Consider the following 23,207-nt stretch of genomic DNA (forward strand, 5'->3'; position numbering starts at 1 on the left):
GAAAACGCCCGCAGAACGTTCCGCGGGCGCTTCTCGGCGGCCCCGTCACCCGCAGACGCTTCTACGGGTGGTTTTGGGCGCCCCCGGCACCCGTAGAACGTTCTGCGGGCATCCCCCGGCCCGCGGGCGGATGCGGCGCAACCCAGGGTGCCCGGCCGGGGTGGCGGTGGGACAAAAGTGCCCGACCATTGGGACAAAAGTGTCCGGGTGGGGGGGACGGGAGGGGCTAGGCCTCCCAGAAGCCGGCGCGGTAGTTCTTGAACACCACGCCGTCGCTCTCCTGGGTGGCGTCGAGGTCCACGTCGGCCGTGATGCGGAAGTCGTGGTCGCCGTCTTCGACGGTTCGTTGCATCCGCGCCTTCGCTGCATGGGTGGCTGCCGTGTCCGGCGGCTCGTTGCATGGAATTTCATACAACGAGGCGTCGAGTGCCACGAGGGCCCATACAGCGAACGGACGGACGAGGAGTGCGCCGTGCAACGAGCCATCGGATGTGGCGGGCGGCCGGCCGGTCGGGAGGCCGGGCGTTGCCCGACGTCCTCTCCTTTTGTGACGCGGTTGTGACGACCCTTAAAGGGATTTGATGCAAGCCTCTAAGCAGAGCCTCAAAAGATACGAATCGGTTGCAATGAGGGGAGATGAAATGTCGGTTAAGGGGAAGCTGGGTTCCGCGTGGCGGCAGCTGACGCTGATGTGCGCCGTCGCCTTGGCTACTTTCGCGGTCGCCACTACGGCATTCGGAGCGACGCTTTTCACCTACAGCGGTTCTGGCATTTGGAGCTTGCCGTCCCAGAAGTCCGCGTATGTGAACGGGAAGACGTGCACGGTTAATCACACCCAAACCCGAGCCATCAAGCAGAAGAGCCAGCAGATGCAGGTCTTTGTTCAGAGAAAAGACGGTCTGGGCTGGTCAGATGTTGGGTCTCGAACCTTCTACAACGATACTTCCGGCTCATTTTCCACATATTGCTCCGCTGGGACATATCGCCTGTATTTCTATTCGGGCTCTGCTTACGACAAGTTCACTATCAGCGGTTCTTTCAACGGATGAGTGCAGTGGCGGGAGCTCCCGGGGCTCCCGCCCGTCTCTTGAGGGGTAGGCATGGGACGTTCTCGGTTTTTACGGACCATCCTCCCGGTTGGCGCCGGGGTGGTGGCCGGCATTCTGCTTATATACATATCATTTAATTACCTATACGGGAGCGTTGTCGGCCTTCTCGGAGTAGCAGGGCCCATCGGTGCCCTCCTCATCTACGCCATCTCCTCCGTTTTTGGTTTGTCCATCTGGTACCTCGTCAAGGGGGCCGTGGATGGACGATGGAGAAGGGCGGTCATGATCGGCATGGGGGCTGGTTATGCGCTTGCCCTCGGTTCCGTTGTCCTTCTCAAAAGTCCCGGAATCCGGGAGGTCAACCTGGATTTTGGGAATCTCGGTATCCAGGTTTCGGAAGACCCGGCGGCCGTCTGGGGCAACTTTCTCCTTTTCGTACCGCTGGGGGCTATTCTGGCGGGGCGCCTGAGGGGGTTTTGGCGGCCAATCTTAGCGGCCGCCTTGATTTCTTTCCTGTTCGAAATGGTCCAATTTGTGGCTGCGCTGGGCATTGCCGATGTGGTTGATCTCGCCTGCAACGTCTGTGGTTCCATGGGTGGCGTGGTTCTCTGCCGATTGTTTGGCCAACATCTCGAGGTGGCCCCAGACTCAGGTGGGCATTGGCTTCTTCTTCGCCGTCGGACCGGTGACAACGGCTCTGAGAGCAAGATTAAGCTCACGTTGGCGTGCGGCGTGACAACAGGTCTTGTCGTGTTTCTTGCGGCGCTTACCGTCATGGGAGGGGGAGGGGCAAAGCCGGATACGACGGTTCGGTATATAGAAGACCCCGTCCTTTCGCAGTTGCCCCGGGGTGTCTCGGCAGAGGCCCATCCCGTTTCTACGGCACAGGTCGACGGGATTCAGGCTTCGGGCCCATTCGAAGGGTCTTTGGAGGGCGATGTGCTCTCCTTGGCTGGAGCCGTGATCGTTCAATGCGAGCAGTGGAAGAGCGCAACGGGAGACCTGTGCCTCGGCATGCTCGCCTACTTCAAGGATGAATGTGAAGACGTCGCGCTTGGTCACGGTGTCCCTGTTGTCGTTTTGTCGGAAAGCAAGGGTTTGGACGAATCCGGCCGTTCGGTTTCACTTAAAAAAATGTATGAACGGTACAGGAGTGCCGGTCCTTTTGCTGCAGATTTGACCGTTCGGCTGCAGGACGGATGGATGCAGGTCGAGGAGATCGGGATTACAGGAAAAGTCAATCTGGACCCTTTGGACCCCGTGCCCTTTCTGAGCTGGGATGATTATGCGGACCTTCGCGATGCTGAGAGTTGCGCCAGGCCCTGGCTTTCAGTCGGTGGGTCGAGTACGACGAGCTTGCGCGGTTTTGTCATGGGAACCGCCGAGTTCCAGGAGCAGGGGGTCTGGTTCGCAACCTGCGCCGTGAAGGACGACTTGCGCGGGTGTCCGATAATTCATATGGTTAATGCCGATATTGATTCGACCCCTCGGGACTGGGGCACACCCTCGGCCCCGGTGGGGTTGACGCTTCGGGACGAGGTCTCGGGGTCGGGAAACCACCGCCTCTTCCTTGTCCGCCAGCCCGGGTAAGGGGGCGCCGGTGGCCACCATCTTCTATGTCGAGGACGATAGGGAGACGCGGGAGGGCGTGTCCGCCTGTCTCCAGGCGGCAGGCCACTGCGTCGTGGGCTTTGCCTCCGGCCTCGAGTTCCTGGAGGCGGTGGCGTCGGGAACCCTCGACCTCGCGATCCTCGACATCGCTATGGACGGCGTCGACGGGTTTTCCCTTCTCGAGCGCCTGCGGGCGGTCAGTCCCGTGCCGGCAATCATGCTCACGGCCATCTCGGCTCCGGACGACCGGTGCCGGTGCCTCGACGGGGGCGCCGACCGGTACTTGGAGAAGCCAATCTCGACGCAGGTCCTTGTGGCAGAGGTCGACGCCCAGCTGAGAAGGCCGGGCCTTCCGAGTGGGGAGGCATGCATCGGCTCCCATGGCGATCTCCTGTGGGAACCATCGACGGCCTCGTGGTGCGCCCATGGTGTTCCCATCGGTCTCACGCGCATCGAGGGGGAGCTCTTGGCGGCGCTCTGTGCGAGGTTCGGGGCGGTCGTGTCCCGCGCCCAGCTCCTTCGGGAGGTCTGGGGCCTCGAGGCCGACGCCCCCACCCGCGTTCTCGACGAGACGCTGCGGCGTCTTCGGACGAAGCTCGCTAGGGTTGGCTCCTCCGTGGAGGTCCAGACGGTCTGGGGCGTCGGGGTGCGGGTGGTCGAGAGGGCGTCTACGCCATGAGCCGGCCTGCCGTTCTTCTGAGGAGAATCGTTGCCGCGGGTACGGCGCTTGGAGCCGTGACCTTGGTGCTGCTGGGGTTCGTCGGCCTGTGGGCAGTCGACTCGCCTGCCATCTCCGCTGTGGAAGAGCGGCTGGGGCAGGGGGTGTTCCGACATCCCGGCAACGTGCGCTCGGCATCGGTGGAGTCCGCGCTTACGGGGGAGGAGGGGTCCCTCGCCCGGTCTCTCGCGAGCGAGGTCGTCGAGGGGGACGCTGCGGCTGTGACGGACCCGCGGGCGAAGGTCCCCCGAGACCGGGTGCGCACGTTCGACGGTGACGGCTCCACACGGGCCCTGTGGTGCGTCCGTGCGCTGTCCGACCCTTCCGGGGCCGAGCGCGGGTTGGAAGTGCTGTGGGTTGACGTCTCTGATGCCTCTGCGGCCTTGCGCAGGTCGATGGGTGCCGGCCTTGGGGTGTGGCTGGTCTTCTCAGTCGCCGCTTGGGTGGCCTGCGAGCGCCTCTGTGCCGCCATGGAAAGGGATGCCGAGAAACAACGTGCCTTTTTCTCCGTGGCGGCCCATGACGTCAAGGGGCCTCTGATGGCGGCCGATGCGGCTGTGGACGGTGCGGAGCTGGGGACGCTGTCCTTGCGGGATGCGGTGGAGCGCGTCCATCGCTCCACCGATCGGGTCCGGAGGCGGACGAACCGTCTTTTGCAGGTGGCATGGGCCGAGGGCGGGGCTGTCGAAAGCGAACCTTGCGAGATGGACGTGCGGGAAGCGGTCTTTGACGCGGCGACCGGCCGGGACCTCCCCGAAGGCTCCGTCGACCTCCCTGTTGCCCTTCGCGTCCTGGCGGATCCCGAGCTCACCGCGGTCGCGGTGGATGCCGTCTTTTCTGCAGCATCGCAGGACGTGGTCGTCACCGGGCTGTTTCGCTACCGGGGCTCCCGCCGTCTGGAGGCAGGGGTCGAGATCGACGATCCCGCGCTGGCAGCCCTCGAGACCGCTCCCGCCGTGGCACTCCGGCTCGCCCGCGGGCTTATGGCGCTTCAGGAGGGGTCGCTCGACCACGAAGGGACTGTTGTCAGGCTTTGGTGGCCCGCCCCTCTCCCCTGACAAGGTACCAGGTTGGTTTGTCGCACCGCCCTCCCACTCCGCCTGAAAGCGGTTGAGGGCGCCCTTAATTGCTTTCAGGCGGAGAGAGGGGGCTTTGTGGCGGTGGGACAAAAGTGCCCGACCATTGGGACAAAAGTGTCCGGGTGGGGGGACGGGAGGGGCTAGGCCTCCCAGAAGCCGGCGCGGTAGTTCTTGAACACCACGCCGTCGCTCTCCTGGGTGGCGTCGAGGTCCACGTCGGCCGTGATGCGGAAGTCGTGGTCGCCGTCGGCGTCTGCGAAGATCTGGCGCACGTGCCAGACGTGGTCGGCCTCCTCGTCGCCGTCGTCGATGTCGAAGAACGCCGCCGAGCGCGCGTCGCCGTCCAGCAGGATCTCGTCGTGCTCGGCGTAGAGGCGCTCGAGCACCTGGCGCCACACGCGCTCGCCGTAGCCCCAGTCGGCGTCCAGCTCGCCAAGGGTCGCCGCGTCGCGGCGCGCCGCCAGGGTCTGCCGGCGGAACAGGGCGTTCCTCACCAGCAGGGTCAGACCGCGGCGGTCCTTGACCACGGCGTCGGAGGCCACGAAGGCGCCGGGGCCCCCGTCCTCCTCCTCGCCGGCGGCCTCCCAGGCGTCCACGAGGCTGGAGTCCACCGAGCGCACCATGAGGCCCAGCCAGGCGCGGATCTCGTCCAGGCGCCCGTCGCGCTTCTCGGGCGGCACGGTGCGGTCCAGGGCGCGGTAGGCCTCGGAGAGGTAGCGCAGCAGGATGCCCTCGAACCGCGCGATGCCCAAGGCCTGCACGTAGCTCTTGAAGTCGTTGGCGCTCTCGAGCATGGCGCGCAGCACGCTCTTGGGCCGGAGGCTGAAGTCGCGGGCCCACGGCACCTCGCGGCAGTACATCTCGAACGCCGCCTCCAGCTCGTCGGCCAGGGGCTTCTCGTAGTCGACGTCGGCGAGGAGCTCGATGCGCTCCTCGTAGTCCACGCCCTCGGCCTTGAGACGCTGGTTCTCGGTCTCCCTGGCCTTCCTGAGCTGGGCGCGCAGGATCTGGTAGGGGTCCTCCAGGGTGGCCTCCACCATGGAGACGACGTCCAGGGCGTAGGAGGGGTCCTCCGGGTCGAGGAGCTCGAGGGCCGCCAGTAGGAACGGCGAGAGGGGCTGGTCGAGGGCGAAGTCCTCGGGCAGCTCGCGGGTGAGGGCGTAGGTGGGGCCGTCCCCGCCGTCCTCGCGCACCACCACGCCGGTGTCGATGAGCGTGGCGAAGACCTCGTCGGCCCGCGCCTCGAGGGCCTCCTTCTGCTCGGGGGTCTGCAGGGAGTCCTGGATGATGCGCGAGACGGCGGCCCGGGCGTCGCCGCCGCGGCCCACGACCTCGAGCACCATGGAGTGCGTGACGTCCATGCGCGGCGTGAGCTTCTCGGGCACGGACTCCACCAGGCGCTCGAACGTGCTCTCGTTCCAGTTGACGAACCCCTCGGGCGGCCGCTTCTTCTTCACGCGGCGGCGCTTCTTGGGGTCGTCGCCGGCCTTGGCCAGGGCGCGGGCGTTCTCGATGTCGTGCTCGGGGGCCTCGGCCACCACGACGCCCTCGGTGTCGAAGCCCGAGCGCCCGGCGCGGCCGGCGATCTGGTGGAACTCGCGGGAGCGCAGGCGGCGCTGCCGGTGGCCGTCGAACTTGGTGAGCTGCGCGAACACCACGGTGTGGATGGGCACGTTGATGCCCACGCCCAGGGTGTCGGTGCCGCAGATCACGGGGAGCAGCCCCTGCTGGGCCAGGCGCTCCACGAGCAGGCGGTAGCGCGGCAGCATGCCGGCGTGGTGCACGCCCACGCCGCTGGCCAGCAGGCGCTTGAGGATCTTGCCGAAGGCCGTGGAGAAGTTGGTGCCGCGGCAGGCCTCCTGGATGCGCTTGCGCTGCTCCTTGGTGGCGATGCCGAACGACGAGAGCGCCTGGGCGGAGTCCAGCGCCGCCGCCTGGGCGAAGTGCACGATGTAGAGGGGCCCCTCGCCGTCGCGCAGGGCGAGCTCCGCCGTGGCCTCGAGCGACGTCATGGCGTAGCGGTAGCTGAGCGGCACGGGCCTCTCGGCGTCCATGACGCGGTCCACGTCGCGGCCGCTCATGCGCTCCATGAGGGCCACGATGTCGTCCATGTCGCCCAGCGTGGCGCTCATGAGCAGGAACTGCGTCTGGGGCAGGCAGAGCAGCGGGATCTGCCAGGCGCGGCCGCGGTCGGGGTCCGAGAAGAAGTGGAACTCGTCGGCGGCGACGCTGGAGATGTCGGCCCCGTCGCCCTCGGCGAGGGCGCGGTTGGCCAGGATCTCGGCCGTGCAGCAGACGATGGGGGCGTCCGGGTTGATCTGCACGTCGCCCGTGAGCATGCCCACGAGGTCGCGGCCGAAGAGGTCCACGAGGTCGAAGAACTTCTCGGACACGAGGGCCTTGATGGGGGCCGTGTAGTACGAGGTCTCGCCGCGGGCCACCGCCATGAAGTGCATGCCCAGGGCCACGAGGCTCTTGCCGGAGCCCGTGGGCGTGCCCAGCACCACGTGGTCGCCCAGCATGAGGGCCATGAGGGCCTCCTCCTGGTGGGGCCAGAGCTCGATGCCGCGGCCCGAGCACCAGTCGAGGAACGCGTCGAAGCAGTCCTCGCGGGTGAGCGTCTCGCGTCCGTTGAGCTCGAGGGCGAGCTCCCCCAGCTCCCCGAACTCCTGGGGGGAGACGATCTCTGATGCCATGGGCCTGCCTTCCGCAGCGGTTTCGACGTCGGCCTCCCATGGTACGCCGCCGGGGCGCCCTGTCCTACAATGTTGGGTTCAGACCGCGTGCAGACCGCGCGCCCGGCGCCGTCACCCAAGGAGCCCCCATGGCCGAGAAGCGCGATTTCCTCGACGACATCATCGACATTTCCCAGGACTTCCAGGCCATCCGGAACCCCCTGGCCGACATCGCCAACACCCTGGCCGCCAAGCCCGGCGAGGTCCCCGTGTGGAACCCCGCCGACTACAAGGAGCGCCCGCGGGCGGCCACGCCGTCGTGCACCAGCTGCAAGTCGCGGGACGCCTCCACCTGCACGCGCTGCGTCGACGTGTGCCCCAAGGGGGCCGTCCACGTGGACGACGGCGCCATCGAGATCGATGACACCTGCATCAAGTGCGGCCTGTGCGTCTCGGTGTGCCCGAGCGAGGCCTACCACACGCGCGAGATCAACACCGTCAAGCTCTACGACCGCATCGCCGGCGCCGCCGCGAGCCACGAGACCGCCTACGTCACGTGCACCCGGGCCCTCGGCCGCCTGCCCCGGGAGAACGAGGTCGTGCTGCCCTGCGTGGGCGCCGTGCCCTCCGAGACGTGGTTCGCCCTCATGACGCGCTTCCCCAACATCGCCGTCTACCTGCCCCTGGGCATCTGCGACCGCTGCCGCACCACCACCGGCGAGCAGACCTACTGCGACATGATCTCCCGGGCCGAGACCTGGGCGGGCTTCGGCCTGGACCTCGTGGTGGACGAGGCCGCCCTCACCTGCGAGGTGCGCCGCAGCTGGCAGCGCAAGGAGTTCGTGGAGAACATCATGAAGAGCGGCGAGCGCCTGGTGAGCCGCACCAACCCCGTGCTCACGGCGGCCAAGCGGGTGCGGGGGCTCCTGGACGCCCACAAGAGGCAGATGGACCAGGTGCAGCACACCCTGGACCGGGCCGTGGGCGTCACCAACGCCAAGAACCGCCGCCGCGTCCTCACCGACCGCCGCAAGCAGGTCATGGGGGCCCTCCAGAAGCACCCGGAGCTGGCCGGCAACATCGACCTGTACCAGCCGGTGTGCGACATGGGCCTCTGCACGCTCTGCGGCAGGTGCGAGGACGTGTGCCCGGTGCGCTGCATCCAGATCAGCGAGGACGGCCGCTGGAGCGTGGAGCCGGAGTTCTGCGTGCAGTGCGGGGCCTGCGAGCACGTGTGCCCCACGGGCGCCGTCGAGTACGAGTTCTCCGACGCCGAGGAGCTGGTGCTCCCCGACGAGGAGGAGAAGGACCGCCGCGAGCGCGAGGCCGAGTCCAAGGCGGAGCTGGAGCGCCTCAAGGAGCAGGGCCGGAGCCAGGTGCTCAAGGGCCTCGACATGCTGGAGAGGCTCGGCGGCTCGCTGGCCGACGACGAGGGCTAGGGGCGGCGCCTCAGCGCCCGGGGGCCGCCGTGCGGGGTACAGTGGGAGGAGCACCCTCCAGAAAGGAACCCCCGTGTCTCTCTCCATCGGCATCGTCGGGCTGCCCAACGTGGGCAAGTCCACGCTCTTCACGGCCCTCACCAAGCGCGCCGGCCTGGCCGCCAACTACCCCTTCGCCACCATCGAGCCCAACGTGGGCATCGTGGACGTGCCCGACGCCCGCCTGGGCGAGCTCGCCGCCATCGTGAGCCCCGACCGCATCGTGCCGGCCACGGTGGAGTTCGTGGACATCGCCGGCCTCGTCAAGGGCGCCAACGCCGGCGAGGGCCTGGGCAACCAGTTCCTGGCCAACATCCGCGAGACCGACGCTATCTGCGAGGTCGTGCGCTACTTCTCCGACCCCGACGTCGTGCATGTGGACGGCCGGGTGGACCCCGCGGCCGATGCCGACACGATCATGACCGAGCTCATCCTCGCCGACATCGCCACCCTCGAGAAGCAGCTGCCCAAGCTGGAGAAGGAGGCCCGCCGCGACAAGGAGCTGGCGCCCAAGCTCGCCGTGGCCCAGCGCCTGCTGGCGTGGCTCAACGACGGCGGCCGCGCCGCCGCCATGGACATGACCGACGACGAGCGCGCCGCCGCCAGGGAGCTGTTCCTGCTCACCATGAAGCCGGTGATCTACGTGGCCAACGTCGACGAGGACAAGGTGGGGGAGACCCCGGCGCCCATCGACGGCCAGACCCCCATCCCCATCTGCGCCGAGGTGGAGGCCGAGCTCGCCGAGCTGGGCGACGAGGAGGCCAAGGACTTCCTGGAGAGCCTGGGCCTGGAGCGGAGCGGCCTCGAGACGCTGGCCCAGACCGCCTACCGCACGCTGGGCCTGCAGAGCTACTTCACCGCCGGCCCCATGGAGGTCAAGGCCTGGACCGTCCCCGTGGGCGCCAAGGCACCCCAGGCCGCCGGCGTGATCCACTCGGATTTTGAGCGCGGCTTCATCAAGGCCGAGGTCGCCAGCTACGAGGACTACGTGGAGCTGGGCGGCGAGGCCGGCTGCCGCGCCCAGGGCAAGCTGCGCATGGAGGGCAAGGACTACGTGGTGCAGGACGGCGACGTGATGCACTTCCGCTTCAACGTCTAGGCCCCCTGTCCCAACACCCGGACACTTTTGTCCCAATGGTCGGGCACTTTTGTCCCAGGTCGTACAGCTTCCCCGTTACGCACCACCGTGGCGCGCCGGTCGCGAGACCGCGCCACGGTGGTGCGCTTTTCGGCCGGTCCACCGGGTTTCCCGCGCCATGGTGGCGCACCGGTTGCAAGACCGCGCCACCGTGGTGCATCCCGGCGCCCCGCCGCCTGTTTCCGGACCCCGGCCCCGCCCCATCGAGCATGTCAAATCTCGTTCACCCACCCAGTTACCGGTATTTTAGTTGGGTGGCCCCGGCGCCCCTCCGGCTCTGCTAGGTTCTTGCTTGGAAAGACTTCAAGGTTCTCGCAGAAAGTGAGCATCGCCATGCAAGAGACTCCGGTCGCCTGGGAGGGCTTCGTCCCGGGCCCCTGGCAGCATGAGGTCGACGTTCGCGACTTCATCCAGCGCAACTACACCCCCTACGAGGGCGACGAGACCTTCCTCGAGGGCCCCACCGAGGACACCGAGTACCTGTGGGGCGAGGTCATGGACCTCTTCGCCGCCGAGCGTGCCATGGGCGGCGTCATCGCCATGGACACCGACGTCATCTCCACCATCACCAGCCACGGCCCCGGCTACATCGACAAGGGCCGCGAGACCGTCGTGGGCCTGCAGACCGACAAGCCCCTCAAGCGCGCCCTGCAGCCCAACGGCGGCATCCGCATGGCCGTGCAGGCCTGTGAGAGCCACGGCTACCACGTGGACGAGAAGATCGTGGACATCTACACCAACCTGCGCAAGACCCACAACGCGGGCGTGTTCGACGTCTACACCCCCGAGATGCGCGCCTGCCGCCACTCCCACATCATCACCGGCCTCCCCGACGCCTACGGCCGCGGCCGCATCATCGGCGACTACCGCCGCGTGGCCCTCTACGGCCTCGACTTCCTCATCGCCGACAAGAAGCGCCAGAAGGAGGGCACCGAGTCCACGATGACCGAGCCGGTCATCCGCCACCGCGAGGAGCTCTCCGAGCAGATCCGCGCCCTCCAGGAGCTCAAGGAGCTCGGCGCCATCTACGGCTTCGACCTGGGTCGCCCCGCCGAGACGCTGCAGGAGGCCATCCAGTGGCTGTACTTCGGCTACCTGGGCAGCGTCAAGGAGCAGAACGGCGCCGCCATGAGCCTGGGCCGCACCAGCACCTTCCTCGACATCTACGCCGAGCGCGACCTCGCCCGCGGCATCGTCGACGAGCGCCAGGTGCAGGAGTACGTGGACCACTTCATCATGAAGCTGCGCATGGTCAAGTTCGCCCGCACTCCCGACTACAACGAGCTCTTCTCGGGCGACCCCCAGTGGGTCACCGAGTCCATCGGCGGCATGGGCATCGACGGCCGCCCGCTGGTCACCAAGATGAGCTTCCGCTACCTCCACACCCTGGAGAACCTCGGCACGAGCCCCGAGCCCAACCTCACGGTGCTCTGGTCCACCCGCCTGCCCGAGGCCTTCAAGCGCTACTGCGCCAAGATCTCCATCGTCTCGAGCTCCATCCAGTACGAGAACGACGACCTCATGCGCGTGTACCACGGCGACGACTACGCCATCGCCTGCTGCGTGAGCTCCATGCGCGTGGGCAAGGAGATGCAGTTCTTCGGCGCCCGCGCCAACCTGGCCAAGTGCCTGCTCTACGCCATCAACGGCGGCGTGGACGAGGTCGAGGGCACCCAGATCGGTCCCAAGTACCGTCCCGTGGAGGGCGACGTCCTCGACTACGACGACGTCATGGACAAATTCCACGACATGATGGACTGGCTGGCCGGCGTCTACGTGAACGCCCTCAACATCATCCACTACATGCACGACAAGTACTGCTACGAGCGTCTGCAGATGGCCCTCCACGACGAGCACGTGCACCGCTGGTTCGCCACGGGCATCGCGGGCCTCTCCGTGGTGGCCGACTCCCTCTCGGCCATCAAGTACGCCACCGTGCGCCCCGTCCGCGACGAGCGCGGCATCGTGGTGGACTTCGCGGTGGAGGGCGACTTCCCCCGCTACGGCAACGACGACGACCGCGTGGACGCCATCGCCGCCGAGGTGATCGAGGACTTCATGCACGACATCCGCGGCTACGAGACCTACCGCAAGTCCGTGCCCACCACGTCGGTGCTCACCATCACCTCCAACGTGGTGTACGGCAAGGCCACCGGCTCCACCCCCGACGGCCGCAAGGCCGGCGAGCCCTTCGCCCCCGGCGCCAACCCCATGCACCACCGCGACAGCTGCGGCGCCGTGGCGAGCCTCGCCTCCGTGGCCAAGATGCCCTTCAAGGACGCCCAGGACGGCATCTCCAACACGTTCTCCATCGTGCCGGGCGCCCTGGGCAAGGACGGCGACGTCATGTTCGGCGACCTCGACCTCGACGCCCTGGGCGTGGAGGTGACCTTCGCCAACGAGGTCCCAGCCGCCTGCGCCGCCGACGCCTCCGCCCGCGAGGGCGCCGTGGACGTCGACTGCTCGTAGCGCCCGCACCCGACCACCCGACCACCTAGAAACCCCTACGGAAGGAGCTGCCATGACCACCAGCGAAGTCTCCGCCGACCAGGTCGACAACCTCGTCTCCATGCTCGACGGCTATGCCGAGAAGGGCGGCCACCACCTCAACGTCAACGTCTTCAACCGCGAGACGCTGCTCGACGCCCAGGCCCACCCCGAGAAGTACCCGCAGCTCACGGTGCGTGTCTCCGGCTACGCCGTGAACTTCAACAAGCTCACCCGCGAGCAGCAGGATGAGGTCATCTCCCGCACGTTCCACGAGGCCCTCTAACGCCTCTGCGGGAAACGAGCCGCGACGGAGGGGCCGCACCCGGGCAGCCGGGCGCGGCCCCTCCTGCGGTTGCATCATGCTTTTAAGGGATGGGAGGCCCGGGGCCTTCCTCTGGAAGGGGTGTGCGATGGACGAGAGGGAGACGGTGGGCGTGGCCGCGCTGCGGGCCCGGGAGGGCCGCGTGCACTCCATGGAGACCATGGGCACCGTCGACGGACCGGGCACGAGGCTCGTGGTCTTCTGCCAGGGGTGCCCCATGCGCTGCGCCTACTGCCACAACCCCGACTCCTGGGACCCGGCGGCCGGCTCCGTGGCCACGGCGGGGGAGGTGCTCGACCTCTTTGAGCGCAACCGTCCCTTCTACCGCCGCGGCGGCATCACGCTCTCCGGCGGCGAGCCCATGCTGCAGCCCGACTTCGCCGCCGCCGTGTTCGCCCTGGCCCACCGTGCGCCGGCGGGGCGCATCCACACGTGCCTGGACACCTCGGGCATCGCCTTCTCGGCCGCCTCGCCCGAGCGCCACGCCGCCCTGCTCGACGAGTGCGACCTTGTGCTGCTGGACGTCAAGCACGCCTTCGACGAGGGGCACCGGGAGCTCACGGGCAAGGCCGCCGACAACCCCCGGGCCCTGGGCGACGAGCTCGCCCGCCGCGGCACGCCCGTGGTGATCCGCCACGTGGTGGTGCCCGGCATCACCGACGACCCCGCCGAGCTCGCCGCCCTGGGCCGGCTCATCGCCCGCTGGGACAACGTCGTGGGCCTCGACCTGCTGCCCTATCACACCATGGGCGTGGGGAAGTACCGGGCGCTGGGCCTGGACTACCCCCTGGAGGGCGTGCCCGCGCAGGAGAAGGGCGCCATCCCGGGGCTGCGCCGGCAGGTGCTGGAGGCCCGCGCCGCGGCTCGGGCCGACCGCGGCTGACAGGTGCCCGCCCCCTCTTTCGCACCCCACCCCCTCCGCACCCCCTCTTTCCGCACCTGAACGCGGTTGAGGGCGGGTCCCGACGCATCTTCGTGCCGGAATCCGCCCTCAACCGCGTTCAGGGAGGCGAAATCCGCCCTCGTTCGCGTTCAGGTGCGGAGAAGGTCACCCTCAATCGCGTTCAGGTGCGGAGGGGGTGCAGCGGGGGGAGGGGGTGCGGCGGAGGGGGGTGCCGCCGAGGGTGCCGCTGGGAGGGGTGCCGCCGCCCGCCGAGAGGCGCCGCCGGGCTCCGCCGCCCCGCGTCACATCCGCGGCATGAGCGCCGGGACCAGGCGCACCTGCTTCTTCCCGGTGGGGTCGGCGATGCGCTCCAGCATGAGGTGGGCCGCCTCGAGGCCCATGGCGTAGGGGTCCGTCTCGAACGTGGTGACGCCCGGCCCCAGGGTGTCGGCCCAGTTCCAGCCCAGGCGGTGCGCCCAGCCCCAGTCGTCGGGGCCGCAGAGCCCCACGCGCTCGCCCACGGCCACGCCGAGCTCGGTGAGGGCGTTGTGGACGGCGAGCAGCGTCACGGTGTTGGTGGCGTAGGCGCCCACGGTGTGGTCGCCCGAGTCCGCGAGCATGGCGGAGACGGCCGCGCGGGTGCTGTCGGGGTCCCAGGGGTCGCAGAGGTAGACGTCGCCGTCGGGGTCCGCGGCGCCGAAGATGTCCCGGTCCCCCTCGAGGAACGCGTCGAGCCGCTCCGCCCGCGGGGAGTTGTTGGTGAAGTCCTGGGTGAAGAAGGCCGCCCGGTCGAACCCCCGCCCCCGCATGGAGGCCATGAGCTCCAGGGTGGGCTCCCGGTAGGGGCACACGGCGATGTCGAAGTTGTAGTCGTCGATGTAGCGGTCGCAGAGCACCACGGGGGTTCCGGAGTTGGCGAGGTCGATGAGCTGCGGGTTCTGCGAGGTCGTGGTGTTGACGATGAGGCCGTCCACCTGGTGGGACACGAGGGATTCGACGAGGCGCCGCTCGTCGTCGGGGGAGTCGCCCGCGTCGGCGAAGATCGGGATGTAGCCGCCCTCCCTGAGCCCCTGGCCGATGCCGTTGAGCAGCGACGTCGCGAAGGGGGTGGTGATGTTGGCCACGATGACGCCCACGAGGTAGGAGCGCTGGGTCTTGAGGGAGCGGGCCACGGCGCTGGGGGTGTAGTGCGCCAGCTGGATGGCCTTCTCCACCCGGAGCCGCGTGGGCTCGGAGAGCAGGTCGAACCTGCCGTTGATGTAGCGCGACACCGTGGTCTTGGAGACGCCGGCCGCGACCGCGATGTCGGAGATGGTCACGTTCTTGCGGCCCATGGCGGCCTCCCTTTCTGCGGTGCCGGGCATCCGTGCCCGTGGTGAAAACGGTGCCACAGCGGCGGTTCCAAGCCAAGAGCACGCCAGTACGTTGAAATCGGTACCAACTACCGTTCACCGTCTAATATTTTTCTGAACTCCCTTACATCGCATGATATTCCCCGGAACAGCGGGGGCCTATGGCTCCTGCGCGGCCAGGTGACCGGTCACGGATATCCGCTATTTGAAACCGGTTTCAATCGGGCACTGCCCACGACGAGAAAGGCGGCACCAATGAGGCGCTTCATGGACGACAAGGACTTCCTCCTCTCCACGGCCACGGGTGAGGAGCTCTTCCACACCTACGCCGAGGACCTGCCCATCGTCGACTACCACTGCCACATCTCCCCGCAGGAGATCTGGGAGGACAAGCGTTACGAGAACATCTGCCAGGTGTGGCTCGGCGGCGACCACTACAAGTGGCGCCTCATGCGCGCCAACGGCGTGGACGAGCGCTACATCACCGGCGACGCCCCCGACCGCGAGAAGTTCCAGAAGTGGGCCGAGACCCTGACCCGCTGCGTGGGCAACCCCGTCTACGAGTGGAGCCACCTCGAGCTCAAGCGCTACTTCGGCTACGACGGCGTGCTCAACGCCGACACCGCCCAGGAGGTCTGGGACCTCACGTCCGCCAAGCTCGCCGACCCCTCCATGAGCTGCCGCAACCTCATCGCGCAGTCCAACGTGCGCCTCATCTGCACCACCGACGACCCCGCCGACGACTTCCGCTGGCACAAGAGCCTCGCCGCCGACGAGACCTTCGGCGTGAGGGTGGTCCCGGCCATGCGCCCCGACGCCGCCCTGCGCATCGAGCGCGGCGATGAGTTCCGCGCCTACCTGGGCCGCATCTCCGAGGTCGCCGCCATGCCCGTGACGTCGTTCGCCGAGCTCTGCGCCGCCATCTCCGCCCGCTACGACGTGGCCCACGAGCTGGGCTGCCGCGCCTCCGACCACGCCCTCGACTACGTGATGTTCGAGCCGGCCACCGCCGACGAGATCGAGGCCATCTTTGCCCGCGCCGTCGCCGGCGAGCCCCTCACCGGCGTCGAGGTCCTGCAGTACAAGACCGCCCTCATGGAGTTCCTCGCCTCCGAGTACGTGCGTCTGGGCTGGGTCATGCAGCTCCACTTTGGCTGCAAGCGCGACAACAACCGCCGCATGTTCGCCAAGCTCGGCCCCGACACGGGCTACGACTGCGTCTCCAACCACACCCCCGCCGACCAGCTCGCCGACTTCCTCAACGCCGTCGACGAGAACAGCGGCCTGCCCAAGACCATCCTCTACAGCCTCAACCCCAACGACAACGTGGTCATCGACACCGTCATGGGCTGCTTCCAGGAGGGCCCCGTGGCCGGCAAGATGCAGAACGGCAGCGCCTGGTGGTTCAACGACAACGAGTGCGGCATGCGCGAGCAGCTCACGGCCCTCGCCAACGAGGGCGTGCTCGGCACGTTCGTGGGCATGCTCACCGACTCCCGCAGCTTCCTGTCGTACCCGCGCCACGAGTACTTCCGCCGCGTGCTCTGCGGCCTGGTCGGCGAGTGGGTCGAGGCCGGCAAGTACCCCCGCGACATGGACGCCCTGGGCTCCATCGTGGCCGACATCTCGTACGGCAACACCGTCCGCTACTTCGGCTTCGACCTGCCCGTCGCGTAAACTCAGGGGAGTGCACCGATGATCGACAACAAGACCAACCTCGAGGCCGAGCTCGGCCCCGACGACGACGCCGACGTGGCGGTGGCCCCGCTGACCGAGCCCGAGGCCGAGCCCGGCGCCAAGCGCCTCCCCTGGCGCGAGAAGATCTGCTACGGCTTCGGCGACATGGGCAACGGCTTCATGTTCGACCTCGGCCAGGCCTACCTGACGAAGTTCTACACTGACGTCGCCCTCATCGCCCCGGCCATGGTGAGCCTCATCTTCGCCGTGACGAAGATCTACGACGCCTTCATGGACCCCCTGGCCGGCGCCTTCGTGGACGGCCGCAAGAAGATCGGCCGCGCCGGCAGGTTCCGCCCGGTCATGATGGTCTCGGCCGTCATCCTGGCCGTGCTCACCGTGGTGACCTTCACCATGCCCGACGTCTCCATGCCCATGAAGATCGCCTACGCGTTCATCACCTACATGATCTGGGGCACGGTCTACAGCTTCACCAACGTGCCCTACGGCTCCCTCGCGTCGGTCATGACCCGCGACGTCGACGACCGCGCCCAGATGGCCACCACGCGCCAGGCCGGCTCCCTGACGGCCCAGCTCATCTGCGGCACCGTGTTCATCCCCATGGTCCTGTTCTTCGGCGGGTCCGCCGCCAGCGGCCACGGCTACATGATGGCCGCCGTGGTCATGGGCGTCGCCGGCATCGCCGGGTTCGCCGTCTGCTATCTCGGCTGCCGCGAGCACATCAAGGTGAACCGCGAGGCCGAGAAGTCCGCCGAGGGCAAGGGCAAGGTGGGCCTCAAGACCTACGCCAAGGTCATCTTCACCAACAAGAACCTGGGCGCCATCATCCTGCTCACCCTGTTCACCATCTCGGCCATGAACACCAACAACACCATGATGGTGTACTTCTGCGAGTACAACCTGGGCAACATCGGCCTCCAGCCGCTGGTGAACGGCATCATGATGGGCTCCTCGGTCGTGGCCATCCTGCTCATCCCCACCCTCGTGAAGCACTTCGGCAAGAAGCCCACCTGCGTCGCCTGCTTCATCGTGGGCGCCGTGGCCAACGTCCTCAACTTCGTGATCCCCACCAACGTCGCGACCTTCATCGTCCTGGTCACCGTGGGCTACGTGGCCCTGGCCATCCCCAACGGCATCACCTGGGCCTTCGTCTCCGACGTCATCGACTACGGCGAGTGGCACACCGGCGTGCGCAAGGAGGGCATGACCTACGCGGCCTTCAACTTCTCCCGCAAGCTCGCCCAGTCCCTCGCGGCCATCGTCTCCGGCGGCATCCTCGCCCTCACCGGCTACGTGGCCAACCAGGCCCAGACGCCCGAGACGCTCCTCGGCATCAAGGGCGCGATGACGCTCTACCCGGGCATCGCCCTGGTCTGCGCGGCGCTCATCATCTTCTTCCTCTACAACATCACCGAGCAGCGCTACCGGACCATCAGCGCCGACCTGTCGGCCGGCCGCTGGGAGGGCGGCGTCATCGGCGAGAGCACCATCGACAGCAAGTAACCGTCTCGGGACGGCGCCGGGGGGCGCCGTCCCTTCTGGAGGAAAACCCATGAACACGCTCAGTTACGAGACCCTGGATCGCATCGGCTACGACGGGTATCTCCTTCGCGACGCGCCCGAGAAGGTGCTTCAGTTCGGCGAGGGCAACTTCCTGCGCGGCTTCGCCGACTACTACATCGACGTGGCCAACGAGACCCGCGGCTTCGACGGCAAGGTCTGCGTCGTGCAGCCCCGCGCCACCGACCCGGCCGTGGCCGACGCCCTCAACGCCCAGGACGGCCTCTACACCGTCTACGTGCGCGGCCAGGCCGACGGCGTGCCCGTCGAGACCCGCCGCGTGGTCTCGGCCATCAGCCGCGTCCTCAACCCGCACCGCGACGGGGACTACGCCGCCCTCATGGAGCTCGCCGTCTCCGACGACCTCGAGCTCGTGATCTCCAACACCACCGACGCCGGCATCGCCTGGGACGGCTCCTGCGGGCCCGACGACCGGCCGCCCGCGAGCTACCCCGCCAAGCTCGCCCAGCTGCTCCACGTGCGCTGGCTCGCCGGGAAGCCCGGCGTGACGGTGCTGCCCTGCGAGCTCATCCCCGAGAACGGCGCGCGGCTGCTGGAGCTCGTGACGCGCCACGCCCGCGAGTGGGGCTGGGAGGACGCCTTCGTCGACTGGCTCTCCGAGGGCTGCACCTTCGCCACCACGCTCGTGGACTCCATCGTGCCCGGCTCGGTGACCGACCCGGCCGAGAGCGCCGCCATGGACGAGGCCGCCGGCTACGAGGACGGCTTCAAGCTCGTGCGCGAGGTCTTCGAGCTCTGGGGCGTCCAGGGGCCGGCCGGGCTCGCCGAGACGCTGCCCTTCGCCGACAGCCCCTCGGTCTTCGTCACCGACGACGTGGCCCCCTACGAGCGCCGCAAGGTGCGCATCCTCAACGGGGCCCACACGGGCTTCGCCCTGGGCGCCTACCTCTCCGGCCTGGACATCGTGCGCGACTGCATGCATGACGAGAGCGTGTGCGCCTTCATGGACGGCCTCCTCGAGGAGGAGGTCATCCCCACGCTCCTGCCGGCCCTCGACCTCGACGACTGCCTCGCGTTCGCCCACGCCACGAAGGAACGCTTCGACAACCCGTTCGTGGACCACAGGCTCATCTCCATCAGCCTCAACTCCGCGGCCAAGTGGCGCGGCCGCGTGCTGCCCACGCTCCTCGACGCCACCGAGGCCGCCGGCGTCGCCCCCTGGCGCCTGGCCACCACGCTCGCCTGCCTCATCGCCTTCTACACGAGCGACCCCACCGGCATCGACGGCGAGGGCCTCGCCCTCACCCGCCCCGACGGCACGGCCTACCACGCCGACGACGCCCCCGAGGTGCTGGAGTTCTTCCTCGCCCACGCCGGCGACGAGACCGCCGACCTCGTGGCCGCCACCCTGGCCCAGGAGGCGTTCTGGGGCCGCGATCTCAACGACGTGCCCGGCCTGGCGGACCGCGTGACCGAGCAGCTCGCCCTCATCCGCGAGCAGGGCTGCCGCGCCGCCATGGACGCCTGCGCGTCCAAGGGGGTCGAGTAGGGTGGCGTCGGTCATTCGCATAGACCCCGCCGACAACGTGGCGGTGGCCCTGGAGCCCGTGGCCGCGGGCGAGGCCCCCGAGGGCGCCGGCGGCGTCGTGGCCCTGCGCGACGTGCCCCGGGGCCACAAGATGGCCCTGGCCCCCATCGCCGCCGGCGAGGACGTGGTGAAGTACGGCGTGGCCATCGGGCACGCCACCCGCGACGTCGCCCCCGGCGACTGGGTGCACCTGGACGCCATGGCCACGAACCTCTCGGGCGAGGTGGACTACGTCTACGACCCGCGCCCCTGCGCCGTGGCGCCGGAGGAGACCCGCACCTTCATGGGTTTCCGGCTCCCCGACGGCCGGGCCGCCACCCGCAACGAGGTCTGGGTGGTGCCCACCGTGGGCTGCGTGAACCAGATCGCGCGCGCCATCGCCGAGTCGGTGGAGCCCCGGGGCTCCGTGGACGCCGTGCTCTCCTTCGCCCACCCCTACGGCTGCTCCCAGACCGGCGGCGACCACGCCCAGACCCGCAAGGTCCTGGCCGCGCTGGCCCACCACCCCAACGCCGCCGGCGTGGTGTTCGTCTCGCTCGGCTGCGAGAACTGCACCCACGCCCAGCTCGTGGAGGAGCTCGGCGACTACGACCCGAGGTTCGTGCGCTTCCTCACCTGCCAGGACGTCGACGACGAGCTCGCCGCCGGCGCGGCCCTCGTGGAGGAGCTCATGGACCTCGTGGGAGGCCGCGGGCGGGAGCCCATCGGCGTGGACGAGCTCGTGGTGGGCCTCAAGTGCGGCGGTTCCGACGGCCTCTCGGGCATCACGGCCAACCCGGTCATCGGCCGCGTGAGCGACCGCGTGGTGGCCGAGGGCGGCACATCGGTGCTCTGCGAGGTGCCCGAGATGTTCGGCGCCGAGAGCTTCCTGCTCGGCCGCTGCGACAGCCGGGGGACCTTCGACGACGCCTGCGCCATGCTCAACGGCTTCAAGGAGTACTTCATCTCCCACGGCGAGACCGTCTACGAGAACCCGAGCCCCGGCAACAAGGACGGCGGCATCACCACCCTCGAGGACAAGAGCTGCGGCTGCGTGCAGAAGGGCGGCAGCGCCCCCGTGGTGGCCGTGGTGCCCTACGGCGGCCAGGTGGAGCGCCACGGCCTCAACCTGCTGTGCTCCCCGGGAAACGACATGGTGTCGACCACGGCCCTCACGGCCGCCGGCTGCCACGTGATCCTGTTCTCCACCGGCCGCGGCACGCCGTTCGGGGCCCCCGCGCCCACCATGAAGGTGGCCACCAACGAGGCCCTGGCCGCGGCCAAGCCCGGCTGGGTGGACTTCGACGCCGGCGTCGTGGCGGCGGGGGAGGCCACGATCGACGAGGCCGCCGACGCGCTCTTCGACGCCGTGCTGGCCTGCGCGAGCGGCCGCAGGACCTCGGCGGAGCGCCGCGGCGCGGCCGAGGTCGCCATTTGGAAAGACGGTGTGACGCTGTAGCCTGTCCCACCACCCGGACACTTTTGTCCCAATGGTCGGGCACTTTTGTCCCAAACCGCCGTCGTTGCGCCCGGCCGCCCGTCCAATGGGCGGCCGGGCGCGCCGTATGCAGCCCGTGTCCGGCGCTTAGAACTGCCGCCTCTCGTAGATGGCGCACGACACCTGCGAGGACGCGGCGTAGACGGCCAGCACCGCCGCCGTGGCGAGGAGGGCGACGGGCACCCCCTGGCCGCTGGCGGCCAGCCCTCCCAGCCACGCGTCCACGTGCGGCCCCCACTGGGCGAGCACGCCCACCTGCTCGAGGGTGGCCATGCCGAGGCAGAACGCCAGGATCACGACCGCCGGGGCTACGCGCGCCGCCTTGGTGGCGCCGTAGCGCAGGTAGACCGGCATGGAGAGCGACGCCAGGAGCAGGACGGCCAGGGCGGTGGCGGCCGAGGCCACGGTGGTGGTGAGGAGCAGCTCCCCGATGCCGGTCCCCTCCGTCGGGACCACCGACGCCACGGGCAGCCCCGCCTCGGAGAGCCAGGAGAACGGCACTGCGAGCGCCACCGCCCCGACGACCGAGACGACGCACGAGGCCAGCACGGTCAGGTACCTGCCCCGCACAACCTGGCTCCGCGTCACGGGCAGCGTGAGGCGGAAGCGCTCCCAACCGTTCTGCTCGTCGACGGTGAACAGGCTCGTCATGAAGAGGAACGGGAAGAACCCCGCGACCGCCACGCTCCCTATGAACAGCGCGATGAACACGCCGATGAACGCGAGCTGGGCGAGGGGCTTTCTCATGGTGAGAATGTCCGAGATGAGCACGGTCCGCATGTCAGGCCTCCCTCTCGCCCTTGACGGCGAGCGTCATGTACTCCTCGATGGTTGCCCGGCCCACGGCGAGGTCCGGGCAGGCCGCGGCCAGGGCGCGGCGGTCGGGTGCGAGCACCACGGTCTCGTAGGGGCGCCGCTCCCAGCGCAGCCCCTCCACGCCGGCCGCCCGCAGGCGCTCGAACTGCCCGGCCGTGCACCGCACGATGCCCGCGGTGTCCGTGATGTCCTCCTTGGCCAGGTCGAACGCCACCCGGCCGCCGTCCAGGCACACGACCTCGTCGGCAAGCTTCTCGAGGTCGCCCGTGATGTGGGTGGCCATGAGGACGCCGTGGCCGTCGTCGGCGGCCATGAAGGCCCGCACGTCGTCGAGCACCTCGTCGCGGGCCATGGGGTCCAGTCCGGCCGTGGCCTCGTCGAGGACGAGCAGGTCGGGCCGGTGCGCCAGGGCGAACGCCAGCGAGAGGCGCATGCCCATGCCGCGGGACAGCTCTCCCACGGCCTTGTGGGGCGCCAGGCCGTACTCGCCGCAGAGGGCGCGGAACCGCGCATCGTCCCAGCAGGGGTAGGCGGCGCGTCCCATGGCGCCCACGGCCGAGACGCGCAGCGACCCCGGCAGCGGCAGGGTGTCGAACACCACGCCCACGCGGGCCTTGAGCCCGGGCGAGAGGCGCGGCGCCCACGGCAGGGGCTCGCCCAGCACCTCCGCGCGGCCGGCGTCGGGCGTCACGAGCCCCAGCAGGCATTTGATGAGGGTGGACTTGCCGGCGCCGTTGGGCCCCACGAGGCCGCAGACGCAGCCGGGCTCCACCGTGAGGGTCACGCCCTCGAGGGTGAAGTCGCGGTACGACTTGCAGAGGCCGGAGACCTGCACCAGGGGTTTCATGGCGGGTCGGGCTCCTTTCGGGCGGGAGGGGTCAGCCCTCCCGGACGTCTTGGATGAGAAGGTCGAGCATGGCCGGCAGCTCCGCGAGCGGCACACCGGTGGCGGCGGCCTCGTCCACGGCCCGGGTGAGCAGCTCCTCCACGCGGCGCATGCGCCCCTCCTGGAGGAGCTCGGCGCTGCCGCCCGAGACGAAGCTGCCCTTGCCCTGCACCGTGTCGATGAAGCCGCGGTGCTCGAGCTCCGTGTAGGCGCGCTTGGTGGTGATGACGCTCACCCGCAGGTCGTTGGCTAGCGAGCGGATGGAGGGCAGGCGCTCCCCGGCGGCGAGCTCGCCGTTGAGGATGGCCCGCTCCAGCTGGGCCGCGATCTGCTCGTAGATGGGCAGGTCGCTGGAGTTCGAGAGGATGATGTCCAAATCGCTCCTCGGGTTGCCTTACTGTGTATACACGATATGTACAGTATGGC

General features: G+C 68.8%; 19 protein-coding genes. 13 read left to right on the top strand and 6 right to left on the bottom strand.

Annotation, left to right across the window (positions count from 1 at the left end; translation table 11 throughout):
• Positions 1–226: 226 nt before the first annotated feature.
• Positions 227–352, bottom strand: coding sequence for a hypothetical protein (locus NFR49_RS10175; RefSeq protein ID WP_275557151.1), 126 nt, complete (start codon positions 350–352; stop codon positions 227–229).
• 229 nt (positions 353–581) lie between these two features.
• On the opposite strand from NFR49_RS10175, the gene NFR49_RS07735 reads away from it, so the two are divergent.
• Genes NFR49_RS07735 through NFR49_RS07750 form a run of 4 tightly spaced genes read left to right on the top strand, consistent with a single transcriptional unit; the run spans position 582 to position 4,436 of the window.
• Positions 582–1,049 (top strand): DUF3823 domain-containing protein, encoded by a 468-nt coding sequence (locus NFR49_RS07735; protein ID WP_251159068.1) that lies wholly within the window; start codon positions 582–584, stop codon positions 1,047–1,049.
• A gap of 51 nt (positions 1,050–1,100) precedes the next feature.
• Entirely contained in the window at positions 1,101–2,639 is a 1,539-nt protein-coding gene (locus NFR49_RS07740) for a VanZ family protein (protein WP_251159069.1), read from the top strand.
• 10 nt (positions 2,640–2,649) lie between these two features.
• Positions 2,650–3,339 carry a response regulator transcription factor gene (locus NFR49_RS07745; RefSeq protein ID WP_251159070.1) on the top strand — a complete coding sequence of 230 codons (690 nt, stop codon included), beginning with the start codon at positions 2,650–2,652 and terminating at the stop codon, positions 3,337–3,339.
• Positions 3,336–4,436, top strand: coding sequence for a histidine kinase dimerization/phospho-acceptor domain-containing protein (locus NFR49_RS07750; protein WP_251159071.1), 1,101 nt, complete (start codon positions 3,336–3,338; stop codon positions 4,434–4,436). Before NFR49_RS07745 ends, NFR49_RS07750 begins: the two co-directional genes overlap by 4 nt.
• A gap of 161 nt (positions 4,437–4,597) precedes the next feature.
• Here NFR49_RS07750 and NFR49_RS07755 read toward each other — a convergent pair whose 3' ends face one another.
• Positions 4,598–7,153: a DEAD/DEAH box helicase gene (locus tag NFR49_RS07755; protein ID WP_251159072.1), complete on the bottom strand. Its 2,556-nt coding sequence runs from the start codon at positions 7,151–7,153 to the stop codon at positions 4,598–4,600.
• Positions 7,154–7,281: 128 nt separating this feature from the next.
• On the opposite strand from NFR49_RS07755, the gene NFR49_RS07760 reads away from it, so the two are divergent.
• The 5 genes from NFR49_RS07760 (at position 7,282) to pflA (ending at position 13,443) form a co-directional block, all read left to right on the top strand.
• Positions 7,282–8,571: a 4Fe-4S binding protein gene (locus tag NFR49_RS07760; RefSeq protein ID WP_251159073.1), complete on the top strand. Its 1,290-nt coding sequence runs from the start codon at positions 7,282–7,284 to the stop codon at positions 8,569–8,571.
• Positions 8,572–8,644: 73 nt separating this feature from the next.
• Positions 8,645–9,709, top strand: coding sequence for a redox-regulated ATPase YchF (gene ychF, locus NFR49_RS07765; protein ID WP_251159074.1), 1,065 nt, complete (start codon positions 8,645–8,647; stop codon positions 9,707–9,709).
• Positions 9,710–10,081: 372 nt separating this feature from the next.
• The gene (gene pflB, locus NFR49_RS07770; protein ID WP_251159075.1) at positions 10,082–12,217 is read left to right on the top strand and encodes a formate C-acetyltransferase; all 2,136 of its coding nucleotides are present in this window, start codon (positions 10,082–10,084) and stop codon (positions 12,215–12,217) included.
• Positions 12,218–12,269: 52 nt separating this feature from the next.
• Positions 12,270–12,521, top strand: a complete 252-nt coding sequence (grcA3, locus tag NFR49_RS07775) for an autonomous glycyl radical cofactor GrcA3 (RefSeq protein ID WP_135978157.1) — start codon at positions 12,270–12,272, stop codon at positions 12,519–12,521.
• Positions 12,522–12,648: 127 nt separating this feature from the next.
• A complete protein-coding gene (pflA, locus tag NFR49_RS07780) occupies positions 12,649–13,443 on the top strand; it encodes a pyruvate formate-lyase-activating protein (RefSeq protein WP_251159076.1) in 795 nt (264 codons plus the stop codon).
• 302 nt (positions 13,444–13,745) lie between these two features.
• Here the strand turns inward: pflA and NFR49_RS07785 are convergent, their stop codons facing one another.
• Positions 13,746–14,777 (bottom strand): LacI family DNA-binding transcriptional regulator, encoded by a 1,032-nt coding sequence (locus NFR49_RS07785; RefSeq protein WP_251159077.1) that lies wholly within the window; start codon positions 14,775–14,777, stop codon positions 13,746–13,748.
• Between the two features lie 273 nt (positions 14,778–15,050).
• Between NFR49_RS07785 and uxaC the strand changes: the two genes are divergently transcribed.
• From uxaC to NFR49_RS07805, 4 genes are read left to right on the top strand one after another with little or no spacing between them, the layout of a single operon-like run.
• Positions 15,051–16,472: a glucuronate isomerase gene (uxaC, locus tag NFR49_RS07790; protein WP_251159078.1), complete on the top strand. Its 1,422-nt coding sequence runs from the start codon at positions 15,051–15,053 to the stop codon at positions 16,470–16,472.
• 18 nt (positions 16,473–16,490) lie between these two features.
• On the top strand, positions 16,491–17,996 hold the full coding sequence (locus tag NFR49_RS07795; protein ID WP_251159079.1) for a glycoside-pentoside-hexuronide (GPH):cation symporter: 1,506 nt from the start codon (positions 16,491–16,493) through the stop codon (positions 17,994–17,996).
• Positions 17,997–18,045: 49 nt separating this feature from the next.
• Positions 18,046–19,563, top strand: a complete 1,518-nt coding sequence (locus tag NFR49_RS07800) for a tagaturonate reductase (protein ID WP_251159080.1) — start codon at positions 18,046–18,048, stop codon at positions 19,561–19,563.
• Position 19,564: 1 nt separating this feature from the next.
• On the top strand, positions 19,565–21,040 hold the full coding sequence (locus tag NFR49_RS07805) for a UxaA family hydrolase (RefSeq protein ID WP_251159081.1): 1,476 nt from the start codon (positions 19,565–19,567) through the stop codon (positions 21,038–21,040).
• A 126-nt stretch (positions 21,041–21,166) separates the two neighbouring features.
• On the opposite strand, the gene NFR49_RS07810 is transcribed toward NFR49_RS07805, so the two are convergent.
• Genes NFR49_RS07810 through NFR49_RS07820 form a run of 3 tightly spaced genes read right to left on the bottom strand, consistent with a single transcriptional unit; the run spans position 21,167 to position 23,157 of the window.
• Positions 21,167–21,859 (bottom strand): ABC-2 transporter permease, encoded by a 693-nt coding sequence (locus tag NFR49_RS07810; RefSeq protein WP_251159082.1) that lies wholly within the window; start codon positions 21,857–21,859, stop codon positions 21,167–21,169.
• Between the two features lies 1 nt (position 21,860).
• Entirely contained in the window at positions 21,861–22,742 is an 882-nt protein-coding gene (locus tag NFR49_RS07815) for an ABC transporter ATP-binding protein (RefSeq protein ID WP_251159083.1), read from the bottom strand.
• A gap of 31 nt (positions 22,743–22,773) precedes the next feature.
• Positions 22,774–23,157, bottom strand: a complete 384-nt coding sequence (locus tag NFR49_RS07820) for a GntR family transcriptional regulator (RefSeq protein ID WP_251159084.1) — start codon at positions 23,155–23,157, stop codon at positions 22,774–22,776.
• Between the last annotated feature and the right edge of the window lie 50 nt (positions 23,158–23,207).

Source organism: Caniella muris (assembly GCF_943193035.1).
Taxonomy (GTDB): Bacteria; Actinomycetota; Coriobacteriia; order Coriobacteriales; family Atopobiaceae; genus Granulimonas; species Granulimonas faecalis.